Source organism: Ideonella sp. (genome assembly GCF_041914305.1).
Classification (GTDB): Bacteria; Pseudomonadota; Gammaproteobacteria; order Burkholderiales; family Burkholderiaceae_C; genus Ideonella.
In genome coordinates this window covers 209,015-224,463 of sequence record NZ_JAYSDQ010000004.1, presented here as the reverse complement: position 1 = coordinate 224,463, position 15,449 = coordinate 209,015, and the positions used below count along the sequence as shown (strand labels likewise).

Below are 15,449 nucleotides of genomic sequence, written 5' to 3'. Positions count from 1 at the left end.
GTTCACGCCCATTCCTGCTGGGCTTTTTCCCACAGCCACTGCATGTAGGGCTGCGTGGGCACTGGCGGGTCGACCACGTCGGTCAACGTCGTGCCACCGTAGTCTTTGTCGAAGTCGCTCACTTCATTCGGCAGGTGCGGCTTCGCTCTCGGCTCGGTGTCGTTGGCGTAGAACTTCGACGGCAGGAACTCGCGCGATTTGAGTTCGACCTTGGCCTGCCCGCCCGCGCTGTGCCACAACACGAGCCGGCCCAGGGTGTCGCCCAGGATGCGGCCGGCCGCACTGTCGGCGGGGAAGTGCAGGCCCGCGACCTCGCGGTTCTCTGCAATGCGCGCGGCGACCTCGAACAAGGCCGCGTCAACTTTCGCCCGGGCGTCGTCCTGCCTGGCGAAGCTATCGAGCACTCGCGCGATCAGGAACGACTCAGTGGCGTGGCCGCTGGGCCAGCTGTCGTGGCCTGGCGTCATCAGCATCGGCTGCAGATCGCCCGTGTATTCGAAGGGACGCGGGCAGGCAAACAGTTGCTTGAGGCGGAACACCGTGCTGCATGTGAAGTTCAGTGCCGCGTCCAGAAACTCCAAGGTCATGCGGTGCCGGTCCGGCCGCAGGCCCACCACCTGGGCCCACCACGCATGCGCCGGGTAGACCTGCGGCAGGATCTCGACATAGCGCTCCCTGCGCTCTTTCGACATCTCGTGCACCAGGTCCAGCTGCGCACGAAAGAGCTTGTAGGTGGGCCGCTGCAAAGTCAGCAGCGTCGGGCGTGCCTTGTTGCGAAGGACCAGCTTGGCCTCTGCGACAACGTCCGCACTGCTGGTGTCCACGGTGCTGTCGATGTCCAGCAGGGTCATCAATTCGGCATGACAGACATAGGCCCGGGGCTCTGCCTCCATCTCGAAGAATCGACGCCGCGGGCTGGTGATGAGTTGGTCTTTGCCCCCAAAGCCCTTTCGATCTTCAACGATGGGGTTGGCAAACAACGGCCGCCGCTGGCCGTCCAGCTCCCAATGGTTCAAGCCGGTTTGCGACGCGATCAGCCCCTCGGCCAGCAGCGGGCTCGCATCCTGCCCCGAATAGCTGACGTAGTCCGCATGGCTCGTGTGGCTGGTGTGGCTCGTATGACTGGTGTGGCTCGTGTGGCTGGTCAGGAAAGCCATGGATCATCCCTTCCGTGTTGGACGGGCCGCGGCCGGACGCCTGGCGCCCGGGCCTTGGCCGTTGGGGCTTCAGTGGGCCGCGCCCGCGTCGCGCAGGATGCGCGCGTAGTCACGCGACATCGGGGTCTGGCCGCCGGGGAAGCGCTCGAGGTAGCGGGCGCAACTGAACGACGGGTCGACCTTCATCATCTCGGCGATGGTCGAGCGCGCCGCTGCGACATCGCCACCGAGCCACTGGGCGATCGCCAGCGTGCGGTGGGTGGCGGTGTGCAGGCGGTTGGCCCGCAGCGAAGCCTGGGCCCAGCCGCGGGCCTCGGTCAGGCGGCCCGCGGTCAGCGCCGAGAAGGCCGCGAGCGAATCGAAATAGGGCTTCATCGGGTCCAGCGGCGACAAGGCCAGCGCCTTGGTCGCGGCGGCGAACGCCTCGTCGCCGCGGCCCTGCCAGCCGCGCAGCGTGCCGGTGTACAGCCACGCCAGCGCCTCGTTCGGGTTGGCCTGCAGCGCCTGCGCGTAGTCGCGCTCGGCGGCGTCCAGGTCGCGAAGCATGAAGCCGTGCACCAGGCCCATCATCGTCAGCGCCAGGCTGCTGTTGGCGTCGGCGTCGAGCGCGCGGTGGGCGCGGTCCAGCGCACGTTGCGCTTCTTGCTCGGGGTTGTCCGACAGGCCTTGCACGACCCGCATTGCGTGCCACTTGCCCAGCCAGGCAAACGGCTGCGGCAGCCGCGAGTGGCGCTGCGCCAGGTGCTCGAGGATGTCGTGGGCGCGCTCGAAATCCTGCCGCGACGAGCGGTGGATCAACCCGATGCCGGCCATCAGCAGCTGGTGGCTCTGCAGGTTGGGCAGCGGTCGGCCGGTCGAGCGGGCCAGCTCCTGCTGCGAGATCGTCGCGCCCACCTGGGCGACCACGCGCGGCACGATGGCGTCGTGGCCCAGCAGCACGTCGTCCAGCCGGGCCGTCAGGTCGTCGCTCCAGACGGCGGTCTGGGTGTCGGACTCGACCAGCTCGACATGCAGGCGCACCACCGAGCCGACCACGAGGTAAGACCCCGCGACGAGGTAGGCCGCGTGCAGCACCTGGCCCAGCTCGGCCACGCCCAGGCCGCGGTCGGCCGCGGCGCCGGACGACAGGCTGGAGATGACGTGCAGGTGCTCGGCGCGGCTCAGGCCGCTGACCACCTCGTCGGCCAGCAGGTGGCCGAGCGCGGCGTATTCGGCCGCCGCCACCCGCGCCGCGAACGGCAGCACCGCCACGCCGGCGCGCAGCGGGTCGGCCTGCGCGTCGACGTTGGCCGCCGGGCGGTCGACCCAGTGGCCCAGGCGGTACGCGCGCACCGGCTGCGGCACATGCTTGAGGTAACACTCGCCCAGGTCTTCGGGCTCGGCATCGAGCCCCGGCACCAGCCGGTCGCGCACCTCGGCCGACACGACGATGTCGCCCGGCGAGGCCAGCGCCGCCAGCCGCGACGCGAGGTTGACGGCGCGACCCTGGATGTCCATGTCGTTGGCGTACAGGTCGCCGACGGTGGCGGCGCAGCGCAGCCACATCGCCCGTTCGGGCGGCTGGCTGGCATTGAGCCGGGCGATGGACTGGAGCATGTCGTGGGCGGACTGGATGGCAGGGGGAACGGCCTCGAATTCGGCCACCAACCCATCCCCCGTGCTCTTGACCAGTCGCCCGCCGTGGCGGGGCAGCAAGACCTTCAACACCTCGTCGACGAACAGCTGCCAGCGTTGCGCCGTGCCCTGTTCGTCCTGCTCCATGAGCCGGACGTATTCGACGACGTCAACCACCAGCACCGTGCGCGCCGTGCGGACCACTGGGCCGTGCACCTCGGATGGATCGGTCACATCCTGCTCCCGTCGTATCTGGATGTAATCCTTATTCTGTACGACGCCCTCCCGTCACGCCACCAGTGAATGGGTGGCGTGCAGCCCCGCCGGCGCTCAGCGGGGCTTCTTCTTCAACAGCCAGTGCAACGCGATCGCGCCGAAGGTGGCGGTGCCGATGCCGCCGAGTGCGAAGCCGCCGAATTTCAGTGTGTAGTCGCCGGTGCCCAGCACCAGCGTGACCGCGGCGACGATCAGGTTGGTGTTGTTCGAGAAGTCGACCCGGTTGTCGACCCAGATCTTGGCGCCGGCGATCGCGATCAGGCCGAAGACGACGATCGACACGCCGCCCATCACCGGCAGCGGGATGCTCTGGATCAGCGCGCCGAACTTGGGGCTGAAGCCCAGCAGCACCGCGATCAGCGCGGCGACGACGAACATCGCGGTCGAGTAGATCTTGGTCGCCGCCATCACGCCGATGTTCTCGGCGTAGGTCGTCACGCCGTTGCCGCCGGCGCTGCCCGAGACGATGGTCGCGATGCCGTCGCCGAGGAACGCGCGACCGATGTACGGGTCGAGCTTGCGGCCGGTCATCGCGGCGACCGCCTTCACATGGCCCAGGTTCTCGGCCACCAGGATGATCGCCACCGGCGCGATCAGCAAGATGGCCCGGCCGTCGAACACCGGCGCCGCGAAATGCGGTGCACCCACCCACGCGGCCGCGGCGATGCCAGCGGTGTTGATCGGCGTGCCCCAGCCCAGCCCGTTGGTCAGCACCGCGTAGATCGCCGTGGCCAGGATCAACCCGACCAGGATCAGCAGCCGCTGCAGCATGCCGCTGGTGCGCACGGCCACCAGCCCGATGCAGACGAAGGTCACCGCCTGCATCCACTTGTCGAAATCGGTCGGCGCCATGTTCTTGATCGGGATGCCGGCCAGGTTCAGCCCGATCACCGCGACCACCGCGCCGGTCACCACCGGCGGCATCAGCGATTCGATCCACTTGGTGCCGACCGACATCACGCCCAGGCCGATCAGCGCATAGATCACCCCGCAGACGATGATGCCGCCGAGCGCGACGCCGATGTTGGCGTTGGGCCCACCACCGGCGTAGCCGGTGGCCGCCAGCACGACGCCGATGAAGGCGAAGCTGGAGCCCAGGTAGCTCGGCACCTGGCCGCCGACGACGACGAAGAAGATCAGCGTGCCGATGCCCGACATCAGGATCGCGACGTTCGGGTCGAACCCCATCAGGATCGGCGCCAGCACCGTCGCGCCGAACATCGCGATCACATGCTGCACACCCAGCGCCACGGTCTGCGGCCAGGGCAATCGTTCGTCGGGGGCCACGACGGCACCGGCTCGGGCCGGGACTTCGCGCCAGGTCGGCAGCAGGCTCATGAATCGTTCTCCTTGGGAAGCTCGCGTGTCGGTGGGGCCTTGCACGGTGTGTGCCAGGCCCGCCGGCAGTGTAGACAGCGCCCCCCAGGGCACGACTCGGGGCTTTCGCCAGCGCCTGGTGCAATCGCCCCGGCGTCAGCCGGTCATGCCGCGCAGCGCGTCAAGGCGACGCTGAATAAGTCCCCGCGAGGCTGCGCGCCCTGGTTTGGGATGGGCTGCAAGGCGCAAACCACAGCCATAGCTTGTGCTATGGCGAGGATTTGCAACGCAGCAGACCGCCCAAAGCAGGGATGCGCGGCCCGCGAGGGACTTGTTCAGCGTCGCCTCAATGCGGCGCGCTGAACCAAGCGTATTCGACATCCGGCTCGTTCTCGGGCGCCGGGCTGGTGCCCAGGCGCTGAGCGATGAAGCCGTGCCGCTCGTAGAACGCACGCGCGGCGTGATTGCGCTGGAAGGTGAACAAGCGCAGCTCGGCGGGCGAGCGTGCCCGCGCCGCCGCCAGCAGCGCGCTACCGACGCCGTGCCGGCGGTACTCGGCGAACACCGCCATCTGCATGATCCACGGCGCCTGCAGCGCGGTCATGCCGGCCAGCACGCCGTCGACCAGCGCCACCAGCACCTCGCAGGTCGGCAGCACCTCGGCCAAGAAGAAGGCGCGGGCCCCTTCCAGCGTGTGGTTCTGGTGCGTGTCGTTGTACCAATAACTGTCGACATTGGTGCCATGCCAACGTCGGATGACGGTGTCGACCTCGGCGGCATCGTGGGCCGCGATCGGCCGCACCTGCATCCGGGCCATCAGGCGGTCTCGGGCTGCCAACCCCTGGGCACCGCGCCGATCAGCTTGCGCGTGTACGCCTGCTGCGGTGCGCGCAAGATCGTCTCGGCATCGGCCTGCTCGACCACCTCGCCGTCTTTCATCACCAGCACCTCGTCGCTGATGAAGCGCACCACCGCCAGGTCGTGGCTGATGAAGATGTAGGCCAGGCCCAGCTCGTCCTGCAGGTCTCGCAGCAGGTTCAGCACCTGGGCCTGCACCGACACATCGAGCGCGCTGACCGCTTCGTCGAGCACCAGCACCTCGGGGTTCAGCGTCAGGCAGCGCGCGATGGCGATGCGCTGGCGCTGGCCGCCCGAGAACTCGTGCGGGTACTTGCCGAACGCACGGTCGTCGAGTCCGACCTTGCCCAGCAGCTCGCGGGCCCGTTGCTCGCGCTCGGTCACGTCGGCACCGATGCCGTGGATCGTCATCGGCTCGACCAGCGTCTGGCCGATCGTGAAGCGCGGGTTCAGCGAGGCATAGGGGTTCTGGAACACGATCTGGATGCGGCGGCGCATTGCCTGGCGCTCGGCGTCGCGCAGCGTCAGCAGGTTGCGGCCGTCGAACAGCACCTCGCCCTCGGTCGGCTCGTGCAGGCGCAGCAGCGTCAGCCCCATCGTCGTCTTGCCCGAGCCCGATTCGCCAACCACGCCCAGCGTGTGGCCGCGGCGCAGGCGGAAGTTGACGTCGCGCACCGCCTTGAACTCGCGCTTGCCGAACAGGCCTTCTTTCAGCCAGAAGCTCTTGGCCAGCGCCTTGACCTCGAGCACCACCGGCGCGTCGGGGTTCTTGGCGGTGGCCACGCCGTGGGCCGAGCGGCCGGCGATGTGGTCGTCGATCACCATCAGCCGCGCCGGGTTGTGCTCGCCCAGGCTCGGCCGGCAGGCCAGCAGGGCGCGGGTGTAGGCGTCTTGCGGGTCGTTGAAGATCTGCGCCACCGGGCCCCGCTCGCGCACCGTGCCCTGGCGCATCACCACCACCTGGTCGGCGATCTCGCCGACTAGCGCCAGGTCGTGGCTGATGAACAGCACCGACAGGCCGTGCTGGGCCTTCAGCCGGGCCAGCAGCTCGATGATCTGGCGCTGGATCGTCACGTCGAGCGCGGTGGTGGGCTCGTCGGCGATCAGCAGCTTGGGCTCGCAGGCCAGCGCCATCGCGATCATCACGCGCTGCTGCTGGCCGCCCGACAGCTCGTGCGGGTAGGCCTTCAGCCGCCGCCCCGGCTCGGGGATGCCCACCTCGACCAGCAGCTGTTCGGCCCGCGCCAGCGCGGCCTTAGGGCGAAGGCCCAGGTGCGTGACCAGCGGCTCGATCAGCTGCTCGCCGATGCTGAAGACCGGGTTCAGCGAGGACATCGGGTCCTGGAACACGCAGGCGATCTCGCGGCCGCGCAGCGCGCGCAGGTGGGCGCGGTCGGCCTGCAAGAGATCGTTGCCGCGCCACAGCACGCGGCCCGAGCGCTCAGCGTTGTCGGGCAGCAGGTTGACGATCGACATCGCGGTGACGCTCTTGCCCGAGCCCGACTCGCCGACCAGCGCAACGGTCTGGTGTTCGGCCACGTCGAAGCTGACGCCGGCATCACCTCGGCCGACCGCTTCGGCGCGCTGCACCACACCGTGCACCTGCCCCATGCGGAAGGCGACCTTCAGGTCCTGGATCGACAAAAGACTGGTCATTTACTCGATCCCCCGCAGCTTCGGGTCCAGCGCGTCGCGCCAGGCATCGGCGGCGAGCGAGAAGGCGATCAGGAAGGTGGCCATGAACGCGGTGGCCGCGGCCAGCTGCCACCAGTAGCCCAGGATCAGCTCACCCTGGGCATCGGCCAGCATCGTGCCCCAGCTGACCTGGTCGACCGGCACGCCCAGGCCGAGGTACGACAGGATCACCTCGCTCTTGATGAAGCCGACGACCAGCAGGCTCATGCGCACCAGGATCACGTGGCTGACGTTGGGCAGGATGTGGCGGAACATGCGCGAGGTGGTCGACGCGCCGATCGCCTCGGCCGCCCGCACGTACTCGCGCGTGCGGTGCTTGATGAACTCGGCGCGCACCTGGCGATACAGCCCCGTCCAGCCGACCAGCCCGAGGATCACCACCACCGTGCCGATGCCGCGGCCAAACACCGCGGCGAAGGCGAAGATCAGCAGGATGTCGGGGATCGCGGTGAACACGTTGTAGAGCCACTCGAGGAAGTCGCCCACCTTGCCGCCGAAAAAGCCCGCCAGCGCGCCAAGCAGCGTGCCGATCAGCGTGGCCACCACGGCCGCCAGCACGCCGACGAAGACCGAGATCTGCGTGCCCTTGACGGCCTTGGACAACACGTCGCGGCCGAGGCGGTCACCGCCCAGCGGCAGCGTCTCGGCCTTGACCGTGTCGGCGGTCTGGTACTGCTTGGCGCGCTCGGCCCATTCCTTGTATTTCGGCGCCAGCGGGTCGATGTCGCTGATGTCGACGTTCGGCCCCTTGGGCTGTTCGATCGCGCCGGTGGCCTCAGGCGGCGCCGGGCCCAGCAGCGTTGGCGGCGCGTTCGGCACACCCACTTCCTGTTGCCAATGCCTGGCCACCAGCCCCACCGCGGCCGCCGCGATCAGCAGCAGAAAGGCCAGCACGATGACCATGCAGACGACGCCCAGCCGATCGCCCTTGAAGCGCCGCCAGGCGGCGTGCCAGACGCCTTCGGAACGTTCCAGTGCGGGCGCCATGCCCGCCGTGCCCATGACTGCGCTCATTTGAGAACCACCCGCGGGTCGACGACCTTGTACAAAAGGTCGGTGCCCAGATTGATCAGCATCGTCAGCATCGCCAGGTAGACGGTGACGGCCTGGATCACGGGGTAGTCGCTGCGGTTGACCGCCAGCAGCACCTCGCGGCCCAGGCCGGGAATGGAGAAGAAGACCTCGATCAGGAACGAGCCGACGAAGATCCCCGGCAGCGTCAGGCCGATGTTGGTCAGGATCGGGATCAGCGCGTTGCGCAGCACATGCTTGAACAGCACCGGCCCTTCGCCCAGGCCCTTGGCGCGCGCGGTGCGCACGTAGTCCTGCCCCAGCTCGTCGAGAAAGAAGCTGCGGTACAGCCGCGTCTGCGGCGACACACCCACCGCCACCGCCAGCAGCACCGGCAGCGGCACGTAGGTGACGAGGTTGGTGAGTGTCGAATCGCTCCAGCCCTGCACCGGGAACCAGCCGAGCTGGAAGCCGAACACGTACTGGCCGACGATCACGTAGACCAGGAACGAGATCGACAGCGCGACCGTGGTCGCCACCATCAGCGCGCGGTCGGTCAGCGAGCCGCGCACATAGGCCACGCCGAGCGCAATCGGGATCGCCAGCAGCGTGTCCAGCAGCAGGATCGGCGTCATCACCGTCAGCGTGGCCGGCAGCCGGGTGGCGAACAGGTTCGCCACCGACTCGTTGGTGGCCCAGCTCTTGCCCCAGTCGAAGGTCGCGATCTGCTTCAAGAAGATGCCCAGCTGCACCCACCACGGCTTGTTCAGCCCGAGCTGCTCGCGGATCGCATCGACCTGCTGCGGGGTCGCGTTGAGCCCGCCCAGGATTTCGGCCGGGTCGCCGCCGAAGAATTTGAACAACACGAACACCAGCAGCACGACGCCGAACAAGGTCGGCACCATTTGCCACAGGCGCCGGATCACATAGGCCGCCATGTCGGGGGATATCCCTTCGCAGGGACTCGCTTCGTGAAGATGCGCGAGTGTAGGGGCGTGTCGGCCGCACTTTGCTCGGCGTTTGCCCCGCATTTTGGAGGCGCTTGATCGCATCCCCCGATGCCCGGCGGCGGATCGATGCACTATCGTTGCCCGGTGCTGCGACGGGCCTCATTTCTTCGTTGTCTTCTGATCGCGCTGGCGTTGTCGCCGGCAGCTGCGCCCTGCGCGGCGCCAGCCGGCGCGCCGGCACCCAAGGTGCTGCGCTACGCGATGCTCAGCGACGCGACCACGCTCGACCCGGCCGGCCTGCAGGACATCTACAGCCAGGAGGTGGCCGGCAGCATCTTCGAGCCTCTGTACCGCTTCGACTACCTGGCCCGGCCGGTGAAGGTCAAGCCGCAGCTGGCCGCGGCGTTGCCCGAGGCCAGCGCCGACTGGCGCGAGTACACGGTGCGGCTGAAAAGCGGCGTGCACTTCGCCGACGACCCGGCCTTCGGCGGCAAGCCGCGCGAGGTGGTGGCCGCCGACGTGGTCTATGCGATCAAGCGCATCTTCGACCCACGCTGGAAGAGCCCGCAGCTGCCGACCTTTGCCGCGCTCGGGCTGACCGGCCTGAACGCACTGCGCCAGCGCGCGCTCGACCAGAAGACCCCGCTCGACTACGACGCGCCGGTCGACGGGCTGAAGGCCATCGACCGCTACACGCTGCGCTTCAGGCTCGACACGCCCGACCCGCGCTTTGTCTTCAACCTGACCGGCATCGTGGCCGCAGCGCCAGTGGCGCGCGAGGTGGTCGAGCACTACGGCGACACGATCGGCGACCACCCGGTCGGCGCCGGGCCCTTCGTGCTGGCGGACTGGCGCAAGGGCTCGCAGATCGTGCTGGCGCGCAACCCCGGCTACCGCGAGCAGTTCTACGACGAAACGCCGACGCCCGGCGACGCCGAGGCCGAGGCGATCGCCCGCACGCTGCGCGGGCGCCGGCTGCCGATGGTCGACCGGGTTGAGATCGCGTTGATCAACGAAGACCAGCCGCGCTGGCTGGCGTTCCTGCAAGGCGATCTGGATGTGATCAACCTGCCGGCCACCTATGCGCCAGTGGCGTACCCCGGCGGCAAGCTCGCGCCCAACCTGAGGCGCCAGGGCGTACAGGCACAACGCCTGGCACGGCCGGACGTGGTCTACACCGTGTTCAACATGGACGCCCCGGTGATCGGCGGGTACGGCCCGGCCCAGGTGGCGCTGCGGCGCGCCATCGGGCTGGGCTACGACAACGACGAAGAGATCCGCGCGCTGCGCCGAGGCTTGGGGCTGGCGGCGCAGAGCATCGTGCCGCCCTCGACCTTCGGCTACGACCCGACGCTCAAGACCGAGATGAGCACCTACGACCCGGGGCGCGCCAACGCGTTGCTCGACCTGTACGGCTACACCGACCGCGACGGCGATGGCTGGCGCGACCGGCCCGACGGCTCGCCGCTGGTGCTTCAGTACCACACCGACCGCGCCCAATCGCTGCGCCCGTTCAACGAGCTGTGGGAACGCCGCATGCGCGCGCTGCACCTGCGCATCGAGTTCACGCTGGGCAACTGGGCCGACCAGGCCAAGGCCGCCCGCGCCGGCAAGCTGATGATCTGGTTCCTGTCGTGGAACGCCGACGCGCCCGACGGCGGCACCTTCCTGCGCCTGGGCTATGGCCCGGCGATCGGCGGCGACAACCTGTCGCGCTTCAACCTGCCGGCCTTCAACACGCTGTTCGAGCGCCAGGGCGAGCTGCCCGACGGCCCCGAGCGCCAGGCGGTGATGACCGAAGCCAATCGCCTGCTGCTGGCCTACCTGCCGATGAAGGCCCATGTGCACCGGCTGCAGGTGAACCTGCACTGGCCGCGGCTGCTGGGCTTTCGCCCCCATCCTTTCTTGCGGCCCTTCCACGCTTTCGTCGACGTGGCCCCACCGACCGTTTCCCCATGACATTTGCTGCAGTTCTTCGCGGCGCCGTGCTGGCGCTGGGGGTCTTGACCGGCGCACAGGCCGCGCTCGCCGACGCACCGCCCAAGGTGATGCGCTACGCCTTCCCGGTCGCTGAAAGCGGCTTCGACCCGGCACAGCTCAGCGACGTGTATTCGCGCGTCATCGCCGCCAACATCTTCGATGCGCCGCTGACCTACGACTACCTCGCCCGGCCGGTCGCGCTGCGCCCCGGCACCACCGTCGGCCTGCCCGAGATCTCGGCCGACTTTCGCCGCTTCACCTTCAGGCTCAAGCCCGGCATCTACTTCGCCGACGACCCGGTGTTCCAGGGCAAAAAGCGCGAGCTGGTCGCGGCCGACTACGTCTACTCGATCAAGCGCCACTACGACCCGCGCTGGAAGAGCCCGAACCTGTTCAACTTCGAGAACGCGAAGATCCTGGGCCTGTCGGAGCTGCGCGCGAAGACGTTGAAAGACAAGACGCCCTTCAACTACGACACCGAGGTCGAGGGCCTGAAGACGCTCGACCGCTACACCTTCGTCGTCACGGTGGCCGAGCCGATGCCGCGCCTGGCCTACCAGTTCGCCGACGCGGCGATGACCGGCGCGGTGGCACGCGAGGTGATCGAGGCCGACCCCGACCACGCGATGGAGCACCCGGTGGGCACCGGCCCCTACCGGCTGGCCGCATGGCGGCGCTCGTCGCTGATCGCGCTGGAGCGCAACCCGAACTACCGCGAGGTCTACTACGACGCCCAGGCGCCGGCCGACGACCCGCGCTCGCAGGCGATTGCCTCGCGGCTCAAGGGCCGGCGCCTGCCGCTGATCGACCGGGTCGAGGTCTCGATCGTCGAGGAGTCTCAGCCGCGCCTGCTGGCGTTCCTGAACGGCGAGCACGACTGGATCGAGCGCCTGCCGCCCGAGCTGACCACCTCGGTGGTGGTCGGCGGGCATTTGCTGCCGAACCTGAAAAAGCGCGGCCTGCAGTTGGAGCGAGCGATCGGCGTCGACATCTCGTACAGCTACTTCGGCATGGACAACCCGGTCGTCGGCGGCTACACGCCCGAGAAGGTGGCGCTGCGCCGGGCGATGGGACTGGCCTACGACGTGCAAGGCGAGATCATGCAGGTGCGCAAGGGTCAGGGCATGCCGGCGCAGGCGATCGTGCCGCCGCAGATGGCGGGCTACGACCCGGCGTTCAAGAGCGAGATGAGCGAGCACAACGTGGCCAAGGCGCGCGCGTTGCTCGACCTGTACGGCTACACCGACCGCGACGGCGACGGCTGGCGCGAGCAACCCGACGGCTCGCCGCTGTTGATCGAGTACGCGGCCTCGCCCGACCAGCAGTCGCGCATGCTGCAAGAGGTGTGGCAGAAATCGATGGACGCGCTGGGCGTGCGCATCGAGTTCAGGATCGCCAAGTGGCCCGAGCAGCTGAAATCGTCGCGCGCCGGCAAGCTGATGATGTGGGGCCTGAACTGGAGCGCCACTGTGCCCGACGCGAGCGACCTGCTGGGCCTGATGTACGGGCCCAACAAAGGCCAGTCGAACCACGCGCGCTTCGACCTGCCGGCCTACAACACGCTGTTCGAGCGCCAATCGGTGCTGCCCGACGGGCCCGAGCGCGACGCGCTGATCCACCAGGCCAAGCGGCTGGGCGTGGCCTATATGCCCTACAAGATCTCGGCCCATCGCATCGTCAACGACGTGATGCAGCCCTGGGTCATCGGCTACCGCCGCCACCCCTACCTGCGCGGCAGCTGGCAGTACATGGACATCGACCTCGACCTGCGCGCCCGCGCCACCTCGCCATGAAACGCCTTGTCCACGTCGCGCTCGCGGGCCTGCTGGCGCTGCTGATCGGGCCCGCGCGGGCCGACGACGGCGCGGCGCCCAAGGTGCTGCGTTATGCCTTCCGCACGGCCGAGACCAGCTTCGACCCGAGCCAGATCAACGACATCTACTCGCGCATCGTCACGGCCCACATCTTCGAGGCGCTCTACACCTACGACCACCTGGCGCGGCCGGCCAAGTTCAAGCCGCTGACGGCCGAGGCGCTGCCCGAGCACAGCGACGACTGGCGCACCTGGACCGTGCGCGTGCAGCCCGGCATCTACTTCGCCGACGACCCGGCCTTCAATGGCAAGAAGCGCGAGCTGGTGGCCGAGGACTATGTCTACGCGATCAAGCGTTTCACCGACCCGGCGCTGAAGAGCCCCGTCTGGGGCTATGTCGACAGCTACAAGCTGCTCGGCCTGGCCGAGGCGCGCCAACGCAGCCTCGACCAGAAGAAGCCCTTCGACTACGACGCGCCGGTCGAAGGCCTGCGCGCACTCGACCGCTACACGATTCGCTTCAAGCTGGCCGAGCCGCGGCCACGCTTCATCGAGTTTCTGGCCGCCAGCGACCTGCTCGGCGGCTTCGCGCGCGAAGTCGCCCAGGCCTATGGCGACAAGGTGGGTGAGCACCCGGTGGGCACCGGGCCGTTCAAGCTGGTGCGGTGGCGCCGCGCCAGCTTCATCGCGCTGGAGCGCAACCCCGACTACCGCGAGCGTTTCTACGACGCCGAGCCGGCCGCCGACGATGCCGAGGGCCAGGCGATCCTGGCGCGCTTCAAGGGCCGGCGGCTGCCGATGGTCGACCGGGTCGAGGTCTCGATCATCGAAGAGAACCAGCCGCGCTGGCTGGCCTTTCTGAACGGCCAGCACAACTTCATCGAGCAGGTGCCGCCCGAGTATTCGAGCCTGGCGATGCCCAACGGGCATGTGGCACCGAACCTGGCCAAGCAGGGCGTGCAGGGCTGGCGCCGGGTGCGGGCCGACATCTACGCCACCTTCTTCAACCTCGACGACCCGGTGGTCGGCGGCTACACGCCTGACAAGGTGGCGTTGCGGCGGGCGATCTCGCTCGGGCTGGACGTGGCGCGCGAGATCCGCCTGGTGCACAAAGGGCAGGGTGTGCTGGCCCAGGGCCCCATCGCGCCGAACACCCTGTCGTTCGACCCGGAGTTCAAGAGCGAGATGAGCGAGTACGACCCGGCGCGTGCGCAGGCGCTGCTCGATCTGTACGGCTACACCGACCACGACGGCGACGGCTGGCGCGACCGGCCCGATGGCTCGCCGCTGGTGCTGCAGTGGTCGATCGAGACCGACCAGCGCGCGCGCCAGATCTCCGAGCAGTACCAGCGCGACATGAAGGCGCTGCAGATCCGGGTCGAGTTCAAGCCTGGCAAGTGGCCCGAGCTGCTGAAGGCCGCGCGCGCTGGCAACTTCCAGATCTGGCATGTGGGCAATGTCTCGGCCTCGCCCGACAGCCAAGGCGCGCTGCAACGCTACGACGGCAGCCAGATCGGCGGGCAGAACATGGCGCGCTTCAAGCGGCCCGAGTTCGACGCCGTCTACCAGCGCCTGTCCGCCTTGCCCGACGGGCCCGAGCGCGAGGCCGCGTTCGTCGAGGCCAAGCGCCTGGCAGTGGCGTGGATGCCGTACCGCGCACGCTTTCACACGCTGATCACCGACCTCGCGCAACGCGAGGTGCAGGGCTTTCGGCGGCCGCTGTTCTGGGTCGACTGGTGGCAGTACGTCGACATCGCCCCGGCCCCCGGCGCGAAGGCCCGATGAGCGCGTCGTGGCGCGCACTGGCGCTGCGAGCCCGGCCCGGCGGCCCGGACTTCGGCCGCTGGGTCACGCCCGAAGAGCTGAACGTTGCCCCCGGTTTGCTCGGCAAGCCGTTGGCGCGCCCGCAGCGGCGTCTGCTGGCGATGGCGGTCGACCTGGCCGCGATCGGCCTCGTGTCGTCGCTGACCAATTTCTGGCTGCTGGCGGCGTGTGGGCTGGGCGCGGCCGAGCGGGCCCGCGTGCGCCGCAAAGGGCCCTCGCCGTGGCGCACGGTGGCGGCGTGGGCACTGGTCGCGCTGCTGGCCTATGCCGGCGTGCAGGAGGTGGTCGACACGCTGCGCGGCGACGGCCATGACAGCCCCGCCCGCGAGGCGGCGGCCGACGACGACGCCGATGACGACGCGGTGATCGCGGCCCTGCTCGCACCGGCGCCCGGCGCCTCGGCGGCCCACGGCATCGCCGCACCGGCGTCGGTCGCTTCAGCCGCTTCGGCGTCGGCCGCCGAGTCCACCGCAGCGTTGCAGGCGCAAGTGCAGCGGCTGCAACGCCAGCTGGCCAAGGAGCGCCAAGCGGCCGAAGAAGCCGCCAAGGCCGAGAACTGGCGCGAACGGCTGCGCCGCCTGGGGCTGGACTTCGGCGTCAGCTACGGCTGGTCGCTGGTGTACTTCACGATGCTGCCGACCTGGTGGCGCGGCCAAACGCTGGGCAAGCGGCTGTTCGGCCTGCGGGTGGTCGAGATCACCGGCAAGCCGATGACGCCACTGCTCAGCTTCAAGCGCTTCGGCGGCTACCTGGCCGGCATGGCCACCGGCGGCCTGGGGCTGGTGCAGCTGCTGTGGGACCCGAACCGCCAGGGCCTGCAAGACAAGGCGGCCCACACCGTGGTCATCGACGAGCGGCAACCGGCGCGACCACCGGCGGGGGACACCCCACCGGCCCCCACCGCCCCCACCGACCCGACCCCGCCGCTGATCCCCTGACCCCCACCGACCCCGA

The 15,449-nt window shown here is 69.0% G+C and carries 11 protein-coding genes; 4 read left to right on the top strand and 7 right to left on the bottom strand.

Annotated elements, in window-relative coordinates; genetic code table 11:
- Positions 1-2: 2 nt before the first annotated feature.
- The 7 genes from ACE3SG_RS07480 to ACE3SG_RS07450 all read right to left on the bottom strand — a co-directional run bounded on the left by ACE3SG_RS07480 (position 3) and on the right by ACE3SG_RS07450 (position 8,866).
- The gene (locus ACE3SG_RS07480) at positions 3-1,157 is read right to left on the bottom strand and encodes a phosphatase PAP2 family protein (RefSeq protein ID WP_374563723.1); all 1,155 of its coding nucleotides are present in this window, start codon (positions 1,155-1,157) and stop codon (positions 3-5) included.
- Positions 1,158-1,226: 69 nt separating this feature from the next.
- On the bottom strand, positions 1,227-3,005 hold the full coding sequence (locus ACE3SG_RS07475) for an adenylate/guanylate cyclase domain-containing protein (RefSeq protein WP_374563721.1): 1,779 nt from the start codon (positions 3,003-3,005) through the stop codon (positions 1,227-1,229).
- A 96-nt stretch (positions 3,006-3,101) separates the two neighbouring features.
- On the bottom strand, positions 3,102-4,385 hold the full coding sequence (locus tag ACE3SG_RS07470) for a solute carrier family 23 protein (RefSeq protein ID WP_374563719.1): 1,284 nt from the start codon (positions 4,383-4,385) through the stop codon (positions 3,102-3,104).
- A 325-nt stretch (positions 4,386-4,710) separates the two neighbouring features.
- Entirely contained in the window at positions 4,711-5,181 is a 471-nt protein-coding gene (locus ACE3SG_RS07465) for an N-acetyltransferase family protein (protein WP_374563717.1), read from the bottom strand.
- Positions 5,181-6,878 (bottom strand): ABC transporter ATP-binding protein, encoded by a 1,698-nt coding sequence (locus ACE3SG_RS07460; protein WP_374563716.1) that lies wholly within the window; start codon positions 6,876-6,878, stop codon positions 5,181-5,183. Before ACE3SG_RS07460 ends, ACE3SG_RS07465 begins: the two co-directional genes overlap by 1 nt.
- On the bottom strand, positions 6,879-7,931 hold the full coding sequence (locus ACE3SG_RS07455) for an ABC transporter permease (protein ID WP_374563715.1): 1,053 nt from the start codon (positions 7,929-7,931) through the stop codon (positions 6,879-6,881).
- Positions 7,928-8,866 (bottom strand): ABC transporter permease, encoded by a 939-nt coding sequence (locus ACE3SG_RS07450; RefSeq protein ID WP_374563713.1) that lies wholly within the window; start codon positions 8,864-8,866, stop codon positions 7,928-7,930. Before ACE3SG_RS07450 ends, ACE3SG_RS07455 begins: the two co-directional genes overlap by 4 nt.
- A gap of 138 nt (positions 8,867-9,004) precedes the next feature.
- Between ACE3SG_RS07450 and ACE3SG_RS07445 the strand changes: the two genes are divergently transcribed.
- From ACE3SG_RS07445 to ACE3SG_RS07430, 4 genes are read left to right on the top strand one after another with little or no spacing between them, the layout of a single operon-like run.
- Positions 9,005-10,837: an ABC transporter substrate-binding protein gene (locus ACE3SG_RS07445; protein WP_374563711.1), complete on the top strand. Its 1,833-nt coding sequence runs from the start codon at positions 9,005-9,007 to the stop codon at positions 10,835-10,837.
- Entirely contained in the window at positions 10,834-12,651 is a 1,818-nt protein-coding gene (locus tag ACE3SG_RS07440; RefSeq protein ID WP_374563709.1) for an ABC transporter substrate-binding protein, read from the top strand. Before ACE3SG_RS07445 ends, ACE3SG_RS07440 begins: the two co-directional genes overlap by 4 nt.
- On the top strand, positions 12,648-14,456 hold the full coding sequence (locus ACE3SG_RS07435) for an ABC transporter substrate-binding protein (RefSeq protein ID WP_374563707.1): 1,809 nt from the start codon (positions 12,648-12,650) through the stop codon (positions 14,454-14,456). Before ACE3SG_RS07440 ends, ACE3SG_RS07435 begins: the two co-directional genes overlap by 4 nt.
- The gene (locus tag ACE3SG_RS07430) at positions 14,453-15,433 is read left to right on the top strand and encodes an RDD family protein (RefSeq protein ID WP_374563705.1); all 981 of its coding nucleotides are present in this window, start codon (positions 14,453-14,455) and stop codon (positions 15,431-15,433) included. Before ACE3SG_RS07435 ends, ACE3SG_RS07430 begins: the two co-directional genes overlap by 4 nt.
- The last annotated feature ends 16 nt before the right edge of the window (positions 15,434-15,449 follow it).